The organism is Nocardiopsis halophila DSM 44494 (assembly GCF_000341245.1).
GTDB classification, from domain to species: domain Bacteria; phylum Actinomycetota; class Actinomycetes; order Streptosporangiales; family Streptosporangiaceae; genus Nocardiopsis_A; species Nocardiopsis_A halophila.
On record NZ_ANAD01000235.1, the window covers coordinates 1 to 17609 of the forward strand.

At 73.0% G+C, this 17609-nt stretch carries 14 protein-coding genes; 10 read left to right on the plus strand and 4 right to left on the minus strand.

Features of this window, described 5'->3' with window-relative positions; all coding sequences use genetic code 11:
- Window positions 1–121: 121 nt before the first annotated feature.
- Window positions 122–325: a hypothetical protein gene (locus D450_RS0125225; RefSeq protein WP_017541408.1), complete on the minus strand. Its 204-nt coding sequence runs from the start codon at window positions 323–325 to the stop codon at window positions 122–124.
- 801 nt (window positions 326–1126) lie between these two features.
- On the opposite strand from D450_RS0125225, the gene D450_RS35505 reads away from it, so the two are divergent.
- From D450_RS35505 to D450_RS0125275, 9 genes are all read left to right on the plus strand, one after another.
- Window positions 1127–1654, plus strand: a complete 528-nt coding sequence (locus D450_RS35505; protein ID WP_338037999.1) for a bifunctional adenosylcobinamide kinase/adenosylcobinamide-phosphate guanylyltransferase — start codon at window positions 1127–1129, stop codon at window positions 1652–1654.
- Between the two features lie 227 nt (window positions 1655–1881).
- On the plus strand, window positions 1882–2709 hold the full coding sequence (locus D450_RS0125235) for an adenosylcobinamide-GDP ribazoletransferase (protein ID WP_017541411.1): 828 nt from the start codon (window positions 1882–1884) through the stop codon (window positions 2707–2709).
- Between the two features lie 387 nt (window positions 2710–3096).
- Window positions 3097–4605, plus strand: coding sequence for a leucyl aminopeptidase (locus tag D450_RS0125240; protein ID WP_017541412.1), 1509 nt, complete (start codon window positions 3097–3099; stop codon window positions 4603–4605).
- 95 nt (window positions 4606–4700) lie between these two features.
- Window positions 4701–6077 (plus strand): dihydrolipoyl dehydrogenase, encoded by a 1377-nt coding sequence (gene lpdA / locus D450_RS0125245; RefSeq protein WP_017541413.1) that lies wholly within the window; start codon window positions 4701–4703, stop codon window positions 6075–6077.
- An 80-nt stretch (window positions 6078–6157) separates the two neighbouring features.
- Window positions 6158–7552 (plus strand): 2-oxoglutarate dehydrogenase, E2 component, dihydrolipoamide succinyltransferase, encoded by a 1395-nt coding sequence (gene sucB, locus D450_RS0125250; protein WP_026128762.1) that lies wholly within the window; start codon window positions 6158–6160, stop codon window positions 7550–7552.
- Between the two features lie 2475 nt (window positions 7553–10027).
- Window positions 10028–10927 (plus strand): TIGR01777 family oxidoreductase, encoded by a 900-nt coding sequence (locus tag D450_RS0125260; RefSeq protein WP_017541416.1) that lies wholly within the window; start codon window positions 10028–10030, stop codon window positions 10925–10927.
- A gap of 221 nt (window positions 10928–11148) precedes the next feature.
- Window positions 11149–11907: a lipoyl(octanoyl) transferase LipB gene (lipB, locus tag D450_RS0125265; RefSeq protein WP_017541417.1), complete on the plus strand. Its 759-nt coding sequence runs from the start codon at window positions 11149–11151 to the stop codon at window positions 11905–11907.
- 58 nt (window positions 11908–11965) lie between these two features.
- Complete coding sequence (gene lipA / locus D450_RS0125270) at window positions 11966–12916, plus strand: lipoyl synthase (protein ID WP_017541418.1); 951 nt, start codon at window positions 11966–11968, stop codon at window positions 12914–12916.
- 77 nt (window positions 12917–12993) lie between these two features.
- Window positions 12994–13731, plus strand: coding sequence for a DUF4191 domain-containing protein (locus tag D450_RS0125275; RefSeq protein ID WP_017541419.1), 738 nt, complete (start codon window positions 12994–12996; stop codon window positions 13729–13731).
- Between the two features lie 340 nt (window positions 13732–14071).
- Here the strand turns inward: D450_RS0125275 and D450_RS0125280 are convergent, their stop codons facing one another.
- Entirely contained in the window at window positions 14072–14440 is a 369-nt protein-coding gene (locus tag D450_RS0125280) for an RDD family protein (RefSeq protein WP_017541420.1), read from the minus strand.
- A gap of 333 nt (window positions 14441–14773) precedes the next feature.
- Between D450_RS0125280 and glnA the strand changes: the two genes are divergently transcribed.
- On the plus strand, window positions 14774–16198 hold the full coding sequence (gene glnA / locus D450_RS0125285; protein ID WP_017541421.1) for a type I glutamate--ammonia ligase: 1425 nt from the start codon (window positions 14774–14776) through the stop codon (window positions 16196–16198).
- 225 nt (window positions 16199–16423) lie between these two features.
- Here glnA and D450_RS0125290 read toward each other — a convergent pair whose 3' ends face one another.
- Together D450_RS0125290 and D450_RS0125295 are read right to left on the minus strand one after the other, a co-directional pair.
- Window positions 16424–16963 (minus strand): copper chaperone PCu(A)C, encoded by a 540-nt coding sequence (locus D450_RS0125290; RefSeq protein ID WP_017541422.1) that lies wholly within the window; start codon window positions 16961–16963, stop codon window positions 16424–16426.
- Window positions 16963–17580, minus strand: coding sequence for an SCO family protein (locus D450_RS0125295; RefSeq protein ID WP_017541423.1), 618 nt, complete (start codon window positions 17578–17580; stop codon window positions 16963–16965). Before D450_RS0125295 ends, D450_RS0125290 begins: the two co-directional genes overlap by 1 nt.
- Between the last annotated feature and the right edge of the window lie 29 nt (window positions 17581–17609).

A 17609-nucleotide genomic window follows, 5' to 3' on the forward strand; every position in this document is an offset into this window, starting at 1 on the left:
GGGGCGATGCGGGCGGCAGGCAGTGCCCCCGGGGGCGGCACACCCCGGGCACCTGCTCTCCCGGGTCCGCCGGCGCATTACGGCCTCCGGCGGGCCCCCGGGGCGCTCTCGAGGCGACGGGTCAGGCGTCGCCCAGGCTCATCGTGTACTGGAGGCGGTCGTCCTCAAGAAGGCTGACCTGATCCACGCCCGCTTCGGCCAGGCCGCGCCACTCCTCGCCCAGCCAGCTCTCGGCGTCCCCCCGCGAAGAGAACGTCTCGGCGGGAAGCTCCTCGGACTCCAGGACCTCCCCGCCTTCCTTCTCGTAGCGCCAGCTCCAGGCCATGGGGCTCCCTTCCCTCTCGCCGCGAACCGGGCGGCTCCCGGCGTGCCGACCCTATCGAGCGGGCGCGCCAGAGCGCGGCCCGCTTCCGTGGCCACCTTCCGCGGACATCCAGCGGACATCCAGAGGCCTCCCACGCCGCGAGGCCGGTGACACCTTCCGTTCCGTCAGGGGGCCTCGGTCCGGGGCGGCACCGCGCACCCGCCTGTGCGCACGGCCGTGTCCCGCCGGGGCGGCGCGGGACAGGGCGCCTCCGTGGTGTTGACTGGCGGATGTGCGCATTCACTTTTCCGGTACCGCAGCAGGAGAGGGGTGGCCCGCGCCGGACTGCCGGTGCGCGTCCTGCCGCCGCGCGTCCGACGCTCCCCGGGGCCCACTCGGCATTCGCATCGAAGGGGCGGCGGCCGAAGCCGTTCCGGCGCCGATCGGGGAACACGGTGAACATGGCGAGCTGACCATCGGCGACGACGGCTCGCGGCTGCTCGTCTGCTCCCCGCCCGCTCGCGCCAGCGCCCAGGCCGGGACGCCTTCCGGGACCGACGGCGGCCCGGAGGCTCCGGCCCGCGTCGACGTCGCCGTCGTCCATGCCGCCGCCGCAGAGCGGATCGGCGACCTGCGCAGGCGGGGCGTGGTCGGTGCCCGCACTCGGCTGCTGCTGGTCGGCGGGGACCACCGGGTCCACTCCCCCGCCGAGCTGGAGCGCCGCGCCGCGCTCTGGGGCGCCGACGCCGTGCGCGACGGCGAGGACGTCGCGGTCGCGCCGCTGCCCGCTCCGGCCGCCCCGGCGGGCCGCCNCGCGTCCTGGTGACCGGCGGGGCGAGGTCGGGCAAGTCGACCGAGGCCGAGCGGCGGATGCTGGCCGAGCCCGAGGTGGTGTACGTCGCGACCGGGCCGAGCCCGGAGGGCGACGGTTCGTGGGCCGAGCGCGTGGCGGCGCACCGGTCCCGCCGGCCGCACTGGTGGCGGACCGAGGAGACCTCCGACGCGGCCGCGGCGCTGGACAAGGCCGCGGAGACGGGCGATGCGGTGCTGTTCGACTGCGCCGGCACGTGGCTGGCGGGGGCCATGGAGGCGTGCGGCATGTGGTCCGACTCCCCGCCGGCCGACGCCGGCGAGCGGCTGGAGCGGCGGATCGAGGAGCTGGCGGCGGCCTGGCGGCACTTCCCCGGCCACCTGGTGGCGGTCACGAACGAGGTCGGCATGGGCGTGGTCCCGGCCACCCGCAGCGGGGGGCTCTTCCGCGACATGCTCGGCCGCCTCAACCAGCGCCTGGCCCAGGAGTCCGAGGAGGTCCTGCTCGCGGCCGCGGGGAGGGTCACCGAGCTGCCCTGAACCGTCCGAGAGGCGAGAGGGGGTCGCCGAAGCACCGGCGCGTCCGTCAGAGGGCACCCGTCCCATGCCGTCATGTCCCGAGCGCGGCGGAGGCGGTCTCACACCATAAGGAAGAGGAGAGCACCCGCCCCTTTCCCGTCTCCTCCCGTTCCCCTTCCGCGGCCTTGAGGCGCCGGGCCGGCGATAGGATCGGGCGCCTTCCCTCCCCCGCTCTGGAAGGAGTCCGCATGCAGTCCGACTCCGGTGCCGGTTCCTCCGGGCAGTCCGGCGGCGCCGCGGGCGCCGCGCTCGACGGGCTGCGCATGGCCGCGGGCACGCTGACGGCGGTCCCCGTCCAGGCCGAGCGCGTGGACCGAGAGGTCGCGGGCTGGGCCATGCGGTGGGCCCCCCTCATCGGCGCGGGACTGGGCGCCGCGGGCGGCCTGCTCGTCCTCGTGACGCTCTTCGTGGGCGTCGCCCCGCCGCTGGCCGCCGCGCTGGCCGTGGGCCTGATCGCCGTCCTCACCCGCGGCCTGCACCTGGACGGCCTGGCCGACCTCGCCGACGGGCTGGGCAGCGGCAAGCCCGCCGACGCCGCCCTGCAGATCATGAAGCGCTCCGACATCGGCCCCTTCGGGGTGATCACCGTGGTGCTGGTGCTCCTGATCCAGGTCACCGCGCTGGCCCAGGTGGCGGCCGCGGGGCTGTTCGCCGGGGCGGCCGCGCTGGTCGCGGCGGCCGCCGCAGGACGCTTGGCCATCACCCTGGCCTGCACGCCGACCGTGCCCTCCGCGCGCCCGGACGGGCTGGGCGCCCATGTCGCCGGGACCGTCCCGCACGCCGCTGCCGCCGCATCCGCCGTCGGGACGCTGCTCCTGGCCGCCCTGTTCGGGGCCGTGCACTCCCTCGGCGCGGCCCTGGCCCTGCCCTTCGCCGCCGCCCTGGGCGCCGCCGCCTCGCTGCCGCTGCTGCTGCACGCCCGGCGCCGCCTCGGCGGGATCACCGGCGACGTGCTGGGGGCGCTGTGCGAGACCTCCGCCACGGTCGCCCTCGTCGCCGCGGCGATCGCGCTGTGACCGCCGCGGCCGGCGGGGCGGGCGCCGTCCTTCCTCCGGGCGTCGTCGCTCCGCCCGCACGCCCCCTGGTCACGGGCGGCGCAGCGCGCCGGGGCGCCGCTCCGCGCCCGGCAGGCGCCCTCCGGGCGGCGCGGAACCCTGTCGCCATCATCACATTTCTTCACACCGGCCCCGGGGCCGCACCCGGCCACCCGTGGTGACCGGGACGAACCCGCCGTTCCCGGAAGACCCGGGAGATCGTCACGGTCCGCGCCGTTCGCGCCGCCATCGACGGAAAGAAGCGCACTTCTTCACGTTTGTGTGAACCTCGGCCCGGTTGACGCTTCCCGGCGGCCACGCCGGGTCCGGCGTGCCCACCGGGACGTCACAAGGACTAGCATCGGACCTGTGAGCACGTCGCTGTCAGTCATTACGGAATCCCCCTGTTCGCTCGACGCCGACGCCCTGGTCGTCGGTTACCACTCCGGGCCCGACGGCCCGGAGCCCGCGTCGGGCGCTCACGACGTCGAGGCGGCCTACCCCGGCGGCCTCGCCCGGACCCTGTCGCTTCTGGGAGCGAGCGGCGCCCTCGAGGAGGTGCACAGCCTCCCCGCCGCCGGCGCGACCACCGCCCCGGTCGTGCTCGCCGTCGGCCTGGGCCCCGCCCCCGACGGCGGCGCCCCCGACCCCGACCACGTCGCCCGTGCCGCCGGCGCCGCCCTGCGCGCGCGCACCGACGGCCAGGCGCGGGTGGCCCTCGCGCTGCCCGCCGGCACCGCCGGGCTGGCCGAGGCGGCCGCCACCGGCGCCCTGCTGGGCGACTACGCCTTCACCCGCTACCGCACCGGCACCGGTGCCGAGCGCGCGCCCGCCGAGGCGCTGCAGGTGGTCAGCTCCGCCGAGGGCGCGGCCGCCGCCGTCGAGCGCGCCGAGGCCGTGGCCGCCTCGGTCAACCTGGTGCGCGACCTGGTCAACACGCCCCCGGCCGACCTGGTCCCCGAGGACCTGGCGGGGGTGGCCGAGGAGGTCGCCCGCGAGCACGGCCTGCAGGTGCAGACCCTGGACGAGAAGGCGCTGTCCGAGGGCGGCTACGGCGGCATCGTCGGCGTCGGCCAGGGCTCGGCCAACCCGCCGCGCCTGGTGCGGCTCTCCTACAGCCACCCCGAGGCCTCCTCCACGGTCGCCTTCGTCGGCAAGGGCATCACCTTCGACTCCGGCGGCCTGTCGCTCAAGCCGGCCGGGTCCATGGACTGGATGAAGTCCGACATGGGCGGCGCCGCCGCGGTGCTGGGCGCCATGCGGGCCGTCGCGATCCTCAAGCCGAAGGTCAACGCGGTCGCCTACCTGGCCATCGCCGAGAACATGCCCTCGGGCACCGCCCAGCGCCCCTCCGACGTGCTGACCATGTACGGCGGCAAGACGGTGGAGGTCCTCAACACCGACGCCGAGGGCCGCCTGGTCATGGCCGACGCCCTGGTCCGGGCCCAGGAGGACGGCGCCGACCTGGTGGTCGACGTCGCCACCCTCACCGGCGCGCAGATCGTCGCCCTGGGCACCCGGGTCTTCGGGGTCATGGCCTCCGACGACGAGACCCGCGCCTCGGTCACCGCCGCGGCGGACGCCGCGGGCGAGGCCGCCTGGCCCATGCCGCTGCCCGAGGAGCTGCGCAAGGGCCTGGACTCGGCGGTCGCCGACATCGCCAACGTGGCCGGTGAGCGCTGGGGCGGCATGCTCAGCGCCGGCGTCTTCCTCAAGGAGTTCATCGCCGACGGCCAGCGCTGGGCCCACCTGGACATCGCCGGGCCCTCCTTCAACCAGGGCGCCCCGTTCGGCTACACGCCCAAGGGCGGCACCGGTTCGGCCACCCGCACGCTGGTGCGGCTGGTCGAGGACCTGGCCGGCGGCGCGCAGACCTGAGACCGGGCGCGTCCGGGCGGGACACGCGCCCGGACGCGCCGCACCGTCACCGACGGACGAACACCATTACATCCACACCAAGGAGTGTCCTTCCCGTGAGTGAGAGCGGCGGCACCTTCGACCTCGTGATCCTGGGCGCCGGCAGCGGCGGCTACGCGGCGGCGCTGCGCGCGGCCGAACTGGACATGAGTGTCGCCCTGATCGAGAAAGACAAGCTCGGCGGCACCTGCCTGCACCAGGGCTGCATCCCCACCAAGGCGCTGCTGCACGCGGCCGAGGTCGCCGACTCCGCCAAGGAGGGCGAGAAGTTCGGCGTGAAGTCGAGCTTCGACGGCATCGACGTCCCCGCTGTCCACAAGTACAAGGACAAGGTCGTCGGCGGCCTGCACAAGGGCCTGTCGGGGCTGATCAAGTCCCGCGGGATCACCGTCGTCGAGGGCGAGGGCAAGCTCACCGGCCCCGACGAGGTCACCGTCGGCGGCACCGCCTACAAGGGCCGCAACATCCTGCTGTCCACCGGCTCCAAGCCCAAGACCCTGGGCCTGGACATCGACGGCGAGAAGGTCGTCACCAGCGAGCAGGCGCTGCGGATGGACAAGACGCCCTCCTCGGTCGTGGTGCTGGGCGGCGGCGTCATCGGCGTGGAGTTCGCCAGCGTCTACCGCTCCTTCGGCGCCGAGGTCACCGTCGTCGAGGCGCTCCCGCACCTGGTCCCGGTCGAGGAGGAGTCCAGCTCCAAGCTGCTGGAACGGGCCTTCCGCAAGCGGGGCATCAAGCAGGAGCTGGGCACTCCGTTCGAGAGCGTCAAGACCACCGACACGGGCGTCAGCGTCACCCTGCAGGGCGGCAAGACCCTGGAGGCGGAGGTCCTGCTGGTGGCCATCGGCCGCGGCCCGGTCTCCGAGGGCCTGGGCTACGAGGAGCAGGGCATCCCGATGGAGCGCGGGTTCGTCACGGTCGACGAGAACCTGCACACCGGCGTGGGCAACATCTACGCGGTCGGCGACCTGATCCCGACCCTGCAGCTGGCCCACGTGGGCTTCGCCGAGGGCATCTTCGTGGCCGAGCGGATCGCCGGGCTCAACCCGCCGGCCATCGACTACGACGGCGTCCCCCGCATCACCTACTGCGAGCCGGAGGTCGCCTCGGTCGGCATCACCTCGGCGACGGCCAAGGAGCGCGGCTACGAGGTCGTGGAGACCAACTACAACCTGGCGGGCAACGGCAAGAGCCAGATCCTGCAGACGCAGGGCGCCGTCAAGGTCATCGCGCAGAAGGACGGCCCGGTGCTGGGCGTCCACATGGTGGGCTCCCGGGTCGGCGAGCTGGTCGCCGAGGGCCAGCTCATCTACAACTGGGAGGCGCTGCCCTCCGAGGTCGCGCAGCTCATCCACCCGCACCCGACGCAGTCGGAGGCGCTGGGCGAGGCGCACCTGGCACTGGCGGGCAAGCCGCTGCACGTCCACGACTGACGCACCCCCGCGGGGCGGGCCCCGGGCCCGCCCCGCTCTCTTCTTCTCCGCGCTCCATACGTTTTCACTAAGAGGACCCCATGCCGACTTCCGTTGAAATGCCCGCACTGGGTGAGAGTGTCACCGAGGGCACCGTCACCCAGTGGCTCAAGAAGGAGGGCGACACCGTCGCGGTCGACGAGCCGCTGCTGGAGGTCTCCACCGACAAGGTCGACACCGAGATCCCCTCCCCCGTCTCCGGTGTGCTCTCCCAGATCCTCGTCGCCGAGGACGAGACGGTGGAGATCGGCGCCCAGATCGCCGTCATCTCCGAGGCGGGCGAGGCCCCGGCCGAGGATGCTGCGCCCGCGGCCAAGGAGGCGCAGCCCGAGCCGGAGCCCGAGCCCGCACCCGAGCCCGAGCCGGCCCCGCAGGCCGCCGCCCAGGAGCCCGCTCCCGCCCCGGCCCCGGCTCCGAGCCCCGCCCCGGAGCGCCCGGCCGCCGCCGACCGCGACTCGGCCCCCGCGGTGGACGTGGAGACGATCAGCGGGACCGGCACGGCCTCCGGCACCGACGCCGTCACCGAGGCCTACGTGACGCCGCTGGTGCGCAAGCTCGCCGCCGAGCACGGGGTGAGCCTGGGGTCGGTGCGCGGCACCGGCGTGGGCGGCCGGATCCGCAAGCAGGACGTCCTGGACGCCGCCGCGGCCGCCAAGGAGCCCGCCGCTCCCGCGGCCCCGGCCCGCACCGCCCCGGCGCCGGACACCACGCTGCGCGGCCGCACCGAGAAGATGTCCCGCCTGCGGCAGACCATCGCCGACCAGATGGCCGAGTCGCTGCGCATCTCGGCCGAGGTCACCCAGGTGGTCGAGGTCGACATGACCAACATCGCGCGGCTGCGCGGGCAGGCCTCCGAGCAGTTCGCCGCGCGCGAGGGCGTGGAGCTGGACTTCTTCACCTTCTTCGCGCTGGCCGCGGTGGAGGCGCTCAAGGCCCACCCCAAGCTCAACGCGGTCATCGACAGCGACAGCTACGAGGTCACCTACCACGACCTGGAGAACCTGTCGGTGTCGGTGGACACCGAGCGCGGGCTGCTGGCCCCGGTCATCAAGGACGCCGGCGACCTGAACCTGGGCGGCCTGGCGCGCAAGATCTCCGACCTGAGCCGGCGCGCGCACACCGGGGAGCTCAACCCCGACGAGCTGAGCGGCGGCACCTTCACCATCACCGACACCGGCGCGGTGGGCGCGCTGTTCGAGACGCCCATCATCAACCAGCCGCAGGTGGCCATCCTGGGCACCGGCGCCGTGGTCAAGCGCCCGGTCGTGGTGGAGGACCCGGAGCTGGGCGAGGTCATGGCGGTGCGCTCTATGGCGTACCTGGCGCTCACCCACGACCACCGGCTCATCGACAAGGCCGACGCCGCCCGGTTCCTGCAGGCGGTCAAGGAGCGCCTGGAGGAGGGCGCCTTCGAGGCCGCCCTGGGCCTGGCCTAAAGCGCTTCCGGGGCCGGGGAGCACCCCTGGAGCCCCACGCGGCGGGGCGNGCAGCGGCCCGCCGCGTTCTCTGTGTGCGGGGGCGCATCCCCGGCCCGGTGCGGGCGCGCCCCCGACGAGCGCCCGCCCTCGGAACCGGCATGCGGACCGGAGCCGCCCGGCCCCGACGAACAGCGGGGCGGCGCCCTCCCGGACGCCGCCCCGCCTTGTTACCCCACCATTCACCATCCCCCTGGTGATCCCCATCACCAAAGGTCGGCCCGGGCCCGGCACCAATGTGCGGCGTGCCCGGATAAACCCAAGGTAGAGCCGTGATCACCTGTGGCGCAGGGATTCCGAGGAATTGGCGCGAGATTCCCCGCGGAGCGCCCGAAGTCGCCCCCGATCACCGATTTCAACGCCCGCCCGGACCGATGGGCGGGCGTCAGGCGGCGCCGACTCGGCCCCACCGCCCCCGGCCGGCGCCGCCCGGCTCTGAGGCAGAGGCGAGCACAGGCGAGCACCGAGAACCACGGAGCGCAGCGGTTCTCCGGCTCCTTGGCCGACCACCGGGACGTAGGGCTCCTCGCGGTCCGGTCGGAAGCGGCAGCGACGGCCCAGCAGGTACCCCGCTCCGGCCTGCCGACCGGGCGGCGGGTCCCTTCGGCGCAGGAAGATGGGCAGCAACGAGGGAGGGGGCGTTCCCCGGTGCTGCCGATCGGCCGTCGGGCCTCCTGGGGCCCGGGAACAGTAGCGGCGACGGGACGACCGGCGCCCCGCTCACGCCTGCTTGCCGGGTGGCGGGGCCCCTGTGGATCAGGGAAGGGCGGCGACGACGGAGGCTGCGGTTCACCGGGCGGCGCTGTCGGGCGCCGGGCGCGCGGATGGCCGCCGGAGGCGGCGGAACAGCCGGTACCCCGCTCACGGGCCCCGGCCGGGCGCGGGTCCACCGGAGTGCCATGAGGAGAGCGGCGACGAAGAGGAGTGGCGCTTCCCCGGTGCTGCCGGTCGGCCGCCTGGCCTCTCCCGGTCCGGGAACACCAGCGACGACGGCACCGCAGGTCCCCCGCTCAGGGCTGCTTGCCGGGTGAAAGGGCCCTTCAGTGCCAGGGGGACGGCAGCGACGAAGAGGAATGGCGCTTGCCCGGTGCTGCCGGTCGGCCTCCGGGAGGCCTGCTGCTTCGGCGGGCCCCTCCTTTTCGTGTTCCGGGCATACCGGGCGCACCAGGCGGCGCTTGAGCATCGTGAGTGGTGACATCGCCACGCAATGTGCAATTGCGTGGCGATGTCACCACTCACGATGGAGATCGAGCCCTTCCGGGCCGGTCTCCGGCGGACACGACCCGCCGGGCGTCCCGTTTGTCCGGATCGAAAGGGGAAACGGGTCTCGCGCGCCCGGAGCGGCACCCGGGGACGGCTGAGTGTGCGATCGTGGCCAGACCAGAACGGGATTCGGTCTCCGACACCCCTTCTACCGACACCTCAACCCCGTTTGCAGCGCTCTCCATTACCCCGGGTAGCCAAAGACGGGGCGAAACCGACACGAGGCCCAGCGCAGACGGGCGCCCCACCCCTTCCCCGCCACCTCCCCCCTCTCGACGGGCGGACGAACAGGAACAATACGGGCACCTTGGAACCGAACCCCGTTCTGGTCTGGCCGGGATCGCACCTAGAGGCCGCCTCGAGGCGTCGATCAGCGCGCTTCCGCTCTCGCCGCCCCATGACGGTGCGTATTCGCCCAGTTCACAATGGTTCCTCTGATCGAAGGGCGACCGGCCTGGGCCGGGCGGGGCGCCGCGGGCGCGAGCGGGCAACACCAGACCCGACCACACCCCTACCAGGACCACGAGAGGCCCGGCGGCCGACCGGCGACCCCGGGGAACCGTCGCGCTTCGTCGTCGCCGCCCTCTCCTCGCACCGAAGGGCCCCGCCGCCCGGCAGACAGGCGCGAGCGGGGCACCAGCTGGGCCGTCGTTGCCGCTGTCCCCGGACCACGAGAGGCCCGGCGGCCGACCGGCAGCCCCGAGGAGCGCCCCTTCTCCTCGTCGCGGCCCTCGCCCCCGCGCCCCGACCACCCGCCGCCCGGCAAGCAGCCGTGAGCGGGGCACCGACTGCGCCGTCGCCGCCAGCTCCCCGCACCGCCGGCAGCCCGGCGGCCGACCGGCGACCCCGGGGAACCGTCGCGCTTCGTCGTCGCCGCCCTCTCCTCGCACCGAAGGGCCCCGCCGCCCGGCAGACAGGCGCGAGCGGGGCACCAGCTGGGCCGTCGTTGCCGCTATTCCCGGACCACGAGAGGCCCGGCAGCCAGCCAGAGCGCCGGCCGCCATCGACCTCGCCTCGTCGCCGCCCCCTGTACCCCAGCGGCCGGCCACCCGGCAAGCAGCCCGAAGCGGGGCACCAGCCGCCCCGTCGCCGCGCTCTCCTCAACACGCACAGCCCGAGATCCGCCCTCGGGAACGACGTACGCCCGGGGCCGAAACGGGGTAGGGAGCCTCCATGAAGGTCGCGATCACCGGATCCAACGGACTCCTCGGGAGCGCCCTGGCGCGCTCGCTCACCGACGACGGGCACCGGGTCGTGCACCTGGTGCGGCGCCCCGCCCGCGGCGACGACGAGGCGCGGTGGGACCCCGAGGGCGGCACGGTCGACACCGGCCCGCTGGCCGGCGCCGACGCCGTGGTGCACCTGGCGGGCGCGCCGCTGGGCCCCGCCCGCTGGACCACCGCGCGGCGGCGCGCCATCCGGCAGAGCCGGGTGGCCGGAACCCGCACCCTCGCCGAGGCGCTGGCCGCCATGGACGCACCGCCCGGCCGCCTGCTGTCGGGGTCGGCGGTGGGCTACTACGGCGACACCGGGGACCACGCCGTCGACGAGACCGCCGCCAAGGGCGAAGGCTTCCTGGCGGACGTGTGCCGGGACTGGGAGCGCGCCACCGAGGCCGCGGAGAAGGCCGGGATCTCCACCGCCCACCTGCGCACCGGCCTGGTGCTGGACGCCGACGGCGGGCTCCTGGGCACGGTGCTGCCGCTGTTCCGCCTCGGCCTGGGCGGGCGGCTGGGCTCCGGGCGCCAGTACATGAGCTGGATCGGCCGGCACGACCACGTGGCGGCCATGCGCTTCCTGCTGGAGCGGCCCGACCTGACCGGCCCCTTCGACCTGTGCGCGCCCGAGCCGGTGACCAACGCCGCCTACACGCGCGCGGTGGCGGCCGCGGTCGGCCGTCCCGCACCGCTGCCCGTGCCCGCGTTCGCGATGCGCGCGGCGCTGGGCGGCTTCGCCGACGAGGCGGCCCTGGTGAGCCAGCGGGTCCTGCCCGCACGCCTGGAGGAGGCCGGGTTCGCGTTCGAGCACCCGACCCTGGGCCCAGCGCTCACCTCGCTGCTGTACGGGCGCTGAGCGGCCGTACACCTCGGCCGACACGCCGGCCGCGCCCGCGCACCGCCCGTGGACGGGTCCCGCCCGAAGCGGGCCCCGCAACCGCATCCGAGGCCGCGGCCAGAGCCGCACGACGGGCGTCGAACACCGCTCCGGTGCGCGGTATTCCCGCCCGGACCGGGGGTTTCCCGCACCCAGGGCGCCTTCCGCCCGGCCCCCGCCGAGGGCATAAGGTGGGATGTATGAGTGAGCTCGTCTTCGCCCGGCTCGGCGACGACCCGGTCCCCTACCAGGAGGGCTGGGACCTCCAGAAGCGGCTCCACCAGAGCCGTGTCGCCGACCTCATCCCCGACACGGTGCTCATGCTCCAGCACGAGCCCGTGTACACGGCCGGGAAGCGCACCAGCAAGTGGGACCGGGAGCAGACCTGGCCCGGCACCCCCGTCTTCGACATCGACCGCGGCGGCAAGATCACCTGGCACGGTCCCGGCCAGCTCACCGTCTATCCGATGGTCCGCCTGGCCGACCCGATCGACGTGGTCGCCTACGTGCGGATGCTGGAGGAGGCGATCATCCGCACCGTGGCCGAGTACGGGCTGACGGGGCGGCGTGTCGAGGGCAGGACCGGGGTGTGGCTGGACGCCGACCCCGGCCGGGGGCTCATCGAACGCAAGGTCGCCGCCATCGGCTGCCGCATCTCACGCGGGGTCGGCATGCACGGTTTCGCCCTCAACTGCGACAATGATCTCTCGTGGTTCCAGAGGATCGTCCCGTGCGGCATCCCCGCCGAGGAGGGTGACGTCACCAGCATCTCCCGCGAGGTGGGCCGCGACGTGCCGGTGGCCGAGGTTCTGCCGCGCGTGGAGGTGCACCTGGCCGCGGTGCTCGGCGCCGAGTCCTACAGCCACAGTGACGGCGCGCCGCCGCCCCTCCCGGGGGAGCACGGCCCGGAGGAGCACAGCCCGGGGGCCCAGGCTCCGGCGGAGCCGGCGAGCGCCTGAGGGCGCCCGAGCACGACGACGACCTCCCCACGAGGGACGAGGAAAGGAAGGGTCCGCGTTGACCATCGCTCCCGAGGGCCGCAAGCTGCTGCGGATCGAGGCCCGCAACAGTGAGACGCCCATCGAGAAGAAGCCGCCGTGGATCAAGATCAAGGCGAAGATGGGGCCCGAGTACAGCGAGTTGCACTCGCTGGTCAAGCGGGAGGGCCTGCACACGGTCTGCCAGGAGGCCGGCTGCCCCAACATCTACGAGTGCTGGGAGGACCGCGAGGCGACCTTCCTCATCGGCGGCGACCAGTGCACGCGCCGGTGCGACTTCTGCCAGATCGCCACCGGCAAGCCGTCGCCCCTGGACCGGATGGAGCCGACCAAGGTCGCCAACTCGGTGCGCACCATGGAGCTGCGCTACGCGACGGTCACCGGCGTGGCCCGCGACGACCTCGAGGACGGCGGCGCCTGGCTCTACGCCGAGACGGTCCGCAAGATCCACGAGCTCAACCCGGGCACCGGCGTCGAGCTGCTCATCCCCGACTTCAACTCCGACGACGACCAGCTCGGCGAGGTGTTCGGGTCGCGGCCGGAGGTGCTGGCGCACAACGTGGAGACGGTTCCGCGGGTGTTCCGGCGGATCCGCCCCGGGTTCCGCTACGAGCGCTCCCTGGAGGTCATCACCAAGGCGCGCGAGGCCGGGCTGGTGACCAAGTCCAACCTGATCCTGGGCATGGGCGAGGAGCGGCACGAGATCAGCGAGGCCATGCGCGACCTGCACGAGGCCGGGTGCGACCTGCTGACCATCACCCAGTACCTGCGCCCCTCCAAGCTGCACCACCCGATCGACCGGTGGGTCAAGCCGGAGGAGTTCGTCGAGCTGTCGGAGGAGGCCGAGGAGATCGGCTTCGCGGGCGTGATGTCGGGTCCGCTGGTGCGCTCGTCCTACCGGGCGGGACGGCTGTACAAGCAGGCGGTCGAGAAGCGCGAGGCAGAGGCCGCGCAGGCCGCACAGGCCTGACCCGGACAAACCACTCATCACAAAGTAATCAAGCTGAAACGGCGGGCCACNCCCGGGTGGGCCATATCCTGGAAGGTATGGCGAAGAAGCCCAAGGACACCAGCAACTCCCAGGCCACCGCCAAGGGCGGCGCCGGGGAGCAGCAGAAGCGGCCGGGCCGGTTCAAGCAGCTCGGCATGGTCGCCAAGGTCGTGCACAAGCAGAGCCCGAAGACGATCCCGACCGCGGTCGGGATCTTCGTGGGCCTGGTGGCACTGTCGGTCGTCGGCGGCCTGGTCACCGGCGGAGGATGGCTCTACTGGCTCAGCCTGGGCATCCCCATCGCGTTCCTGGCCGGGTTCATCTACTTCACCCGGTCGGCCCAGAAGATCCAGTACACGATGCTCGACGGCCAGCTGGGCGCGGGCATGGCGGTGCTGGAGAACATGCGCGGGGACTGGTCGGTGGAGCCGGGGGTGACCGCCACCCGGCAGATGGACGTCGTGCACCGCGTGGTCGGCCGGCCCGGGGTCGTCCTCGTCGGCGAGGGGGACCCCCAGCGGCTGCGCAGGATCATCGGTGCGGAGAAGAAGCGCGTGGCACGGGTCGCCTACGAGATGCCCATCTACGACGTGCTGGTCGGCAGCGGCGAGGGCCAGGTGGCCATCGCCGACCTGCAGAAGCACATGATGAAGCTGCCCCGGAACCTGGACAAGACCAAGGTGGCCGAGCTGAGGTACCGCCTCAAGGCGCTGCCGTCGGCCGTACAGATGCCCAAGGGCCCGATGCCCAAGGGCGTGAAGATGCCGAAGGGCCCCAAGCCCCAGACACGCTGACGCCGCCACGGGTGCTTCGCCACAGAGACGAGGACGAGAAGCCGTCCGGCCCTAAGGGGCCGGGCGGCTTCTTCGTTTGGGCCCGTTCTCGGGATCGTTCGTGTCACACGGCATGACCCGACCGACCTCTCCACACCCTGAGCCGCTCGTCCGGATGCCCCACGGTGTTTCGTTCCGGAAACGGGCGGTGCAGGCCCGGGCCCCGTTCGGACGGTCGTCCCGGCCACCGGCCCCTTGTTGATCTCGGGGAACCCGGGCTTATGGCAGCCTCCATAAGGCCGGGTTCCCCGAGATCAACAAGGGGGAAGGGCCGGGCGGTGGAAGGGCTCAGGACACGTCCTCAGAGGCGTCGGGACACGGTCCCTGCGGCGCGGTCGTGCAGGCCGCGCTGGTCGCGGTCGTAGACGACGGCGGGGATGACCAGGCACAGCAGCACGGTGCGGATGACGACCGCCAGGGGCCAGGGCAGGGCGCGCTCGCCGGTCGCGGCGACGCCGGTGCCGGTGATGCGCTTTCCCACGGTCGTGCCGAAGAGCGTCAGCAGCAGCGCGGTCATCACCGCGAACACCAGCAGGGGCACGTACTGGGCCTCCTGCGGGTCGGCGCCCAGGATTCCGTAGGCGATCGCCAGGCTCAGACCCCAGTCCAGCAGCAGGGCCAGCAGCCTGAGCCCGATGCCGGGCACCGAGCCCGCCCCCTCCTCGGGCATCCCCAACCGGTTGCCCCGGTAGCGGAATTCGTCCTCGTCAGGGGGCGCGTCGCCGTGTCTTTCCATGGTTCACACGGTATCGGCGGCGCGGCGCGGACGGTTCCGGACCACCCTCCCCCGGGCGCCTGGAAAGGCCGTTTTCCCGGGGTTACGACGGACCCGTCCCGCTGGGCAGGGGAAACGCCGCACCCCGTAACGCGCAGGAAACATACGAGACATGGACGAGAAACGACGCCCTCCTAGCGTCGTCAACGTGGCCGAGGAGGGGGTCGCGGACAACGGGCCGCGGCCCGCGCCGCCGCGCCCCCTCTCACATCTGCTCGGAGGTATGTCTTGTTCAGCAGCGCCGAAGAGGCCCTCGCGTTCATCCGGAACGAGGACGTCAAGTTCCTCGACGTCCGCTTCACCGACCTGTTCGGTGGCGTCAACCACGTCACGCTCCCCACGGAGAACGTCGACGAGGACACGTTCACCAAGGGCCAGATGTTCGACGGGTCCTCGATCCGAGGGTTCCAGGCGATCCACGAGTCGGACATGCTGCTGCTGCCCGACCTGAGCACCGCCGTTCTGGACCCGTTCCGCGAGTTCAAGACGCTGAACATGACGTTCTTCGTCCACGACCCGCTGACCCTGGAGTCCTACAGCCGCGACCCGCGCAACGTCGCCCGCAAGGCCGAGTCCTACCTCAAGAGCAGCGGCATCGCCGACACCGCGTTCTTCGGCCCGGAGGCCGAGTTCTACATCTTCGACGACGTCCGCTTCGAGACGCGTGCGAACACCGGCTACTACCAGATCGACTCCATCGAGGGCGCCTGGAACACCGGCACCGCGCAGAACGGCGGCAACCTCGGCTACCGGCCGCGCTACAAGGGCGGCTACTTCCCGGTCGAGCCGGTCGACCACTACAGCGACCTGCGCTCGCGGATGGTCCGCAACCTCATCGAGGGCGGCCTCGACGTCGAGCTGCAGCACCACGAGGTCGGCACCGCCGGCCAGGCCGAGATCGGCATCAAGTTCGGCACCCTGCTCCAGCAGGCCGACCGGGTGCAGCTCTACAAGTACATCGTGAAGAACACGGCCAACGCCGCCGGCAAGACCGTGACCTTCATGCCCAAGCCGCTGTTCGGCGACAACGGGTCCGGCATGCACTGCCACCAGAGCCTGTGGAAGGACGGCGAGCCTCTGTTCTTCGACGAGTCGGGCTACGCCCAGCTCTCGGACACGGCCCGCTACTACATCGGCGGCCTGCTCAAGCACGCCAACGCGCTGCTGGCCTTCACCAACCCGACGGTGAACTCCTACCACCGCCTGGTGCCGGGCTACGAGGCCCCGATCAACCTGGTCTACTCCCAGCGCAATCGCTCGGCCTGCATCCGCATCCCGCTGACCGGCCCGAACCCCAAGGCCAAGCGCCTGGAGTTCCGCGTCCCGGACCCCTCGGCCAACCCCTACCTGGCCTTCTCGGCGATGCTGATGGCCGGCATGGACGGCATCAAGAACAAGATCGAGCCGCCGGAGCCGATGGACAAGGACCTCTACGAGCTGCCCCCGGCCGAGGCCGCGGCGGTCGAGACGGTCCCCGCCTCCCTCGAGGAGGCCCTGGACGCCCTGGAGGCCGACCACGAGTTCCTGCTCGAGGGCGGGGTCTTCACCCCGGACCTGGTCGAGACCTACATCGACTTCAAGCGCACCGAGGAGATCGACTCCCTCCGCCTGCGCCCCCACCCGCGCGAGTTCGAGCTGTACTACGACATCTGATCCGACGGCCGCAGGCCGAGGAACAGTGCGCAGAGAGGGCCGCCGCCCCCACCCGGGGCGGCGGCCCTCCGCCGTTTCCCGCCCGGCACCACGGGTCCGCCGCCGTCAACCGGGCCCCAAGGGCCCGCGCCGGTTCCGCCCCAGCACGGGGGCCGGTTCAACAGGGGCCGGGCCCGTTTCGGCCCCGGCCCCTCGCCGACCCTCGCGGCTCAGGCGGCCACCCGGTCAGTGCTGCATGTCGCCGTGGTCCATGTCGCCCATGTCCTCGTGGTCCATGTCCTGGTGGCCCGTGTCGTCCATGCCGCCGTCGTCCTGGCCGCCTTCGCCCATGACGTCTTCGACCTCGGCCTGGACCTCGACGGTGCCGGACTCGGCGAAGTGGAGTTCCAGGGGGACCGTCTCGCCGGCGTCGAGTTCCTCGGGGTCCATCAGCATCAGGTGCAGGCCCCCGGAGGCGAACTCGACGGTCTCGCCCGCCTTCACCGGGATCTCGGCGCGCTCCTCCATGCCGGTGGTGCCGTCGTCCTTCTCGACGCTCTCGTGCATCTGGACCTCGTCGGCGGCCTCGGTCTCCACGCCCGTGAGCGTGTCGTCGGCGCCCCCGGTGTTCTCGATCACCAGGTAGGCCGACGTCACATCCGGGTTCAGCGGCACCCGCACCGTCGCGTCCGCCGCCTCGATCCGCGGCTCCTGCGGCCCGCACCCCGCCGCCAGGGCGAGCGCCCCCAGGGCGGAGGCGGCCACGGCGGTCCCTCGGGCCCCCATCACGCGTCCTCCCCGATCACGGTCTCGAGGTCCTCGGCGATCTTCTCCGGCTCCGTGCCGTAGGACCACATGACCTTCGAGTCCCCCTCCGGGTCGAAGAGCAGCGTCTGGCCGCCGTGGTCGACCTGGTAGTCGCCGGAGCGGTCCTCCGGCCGGGAGACCGAGATGCCCAGCTCCTCGGCGGTCGCGTCGGTCTTCTCCAGGTCCGTGGTGAGCCCCACGAACGAGGGGTCGAAGCTGCCCAGCCACATGTCGAGCAGCTCGGGGTCGTCCCGCTCCGGGTCCGCCGTGATGAACACGGTCCGGAACTGATCGCGCTCGGCCTCGTCGAGCATCCCCGCCGCCTGGGACATGTCCGCCATGGTCGTCGGGCAGATGTCCGGGCAGTTGGTGAACCCGATGAACACCGCCGTGTACGTGCCGGCCGAGTCCGCCTTGAGTTCGTAGGGCTCGCCCTTGTTGTCGGTGAACTCGGTGGAGGGCAGCGTGAACGCGCCCTCGATCTCGCTGCCGTTGTAGGGGGAGTCCCCGTCACCGGTCGCCGCCTGGCCTCCGCATCCGGCCAGCAGCGCCACCGCGGCCGCCGCACCGGCGGCCGCGCACATCTTCCTGCGCATCCTCGCGCCTCTCCTCACCATCGTCGCGT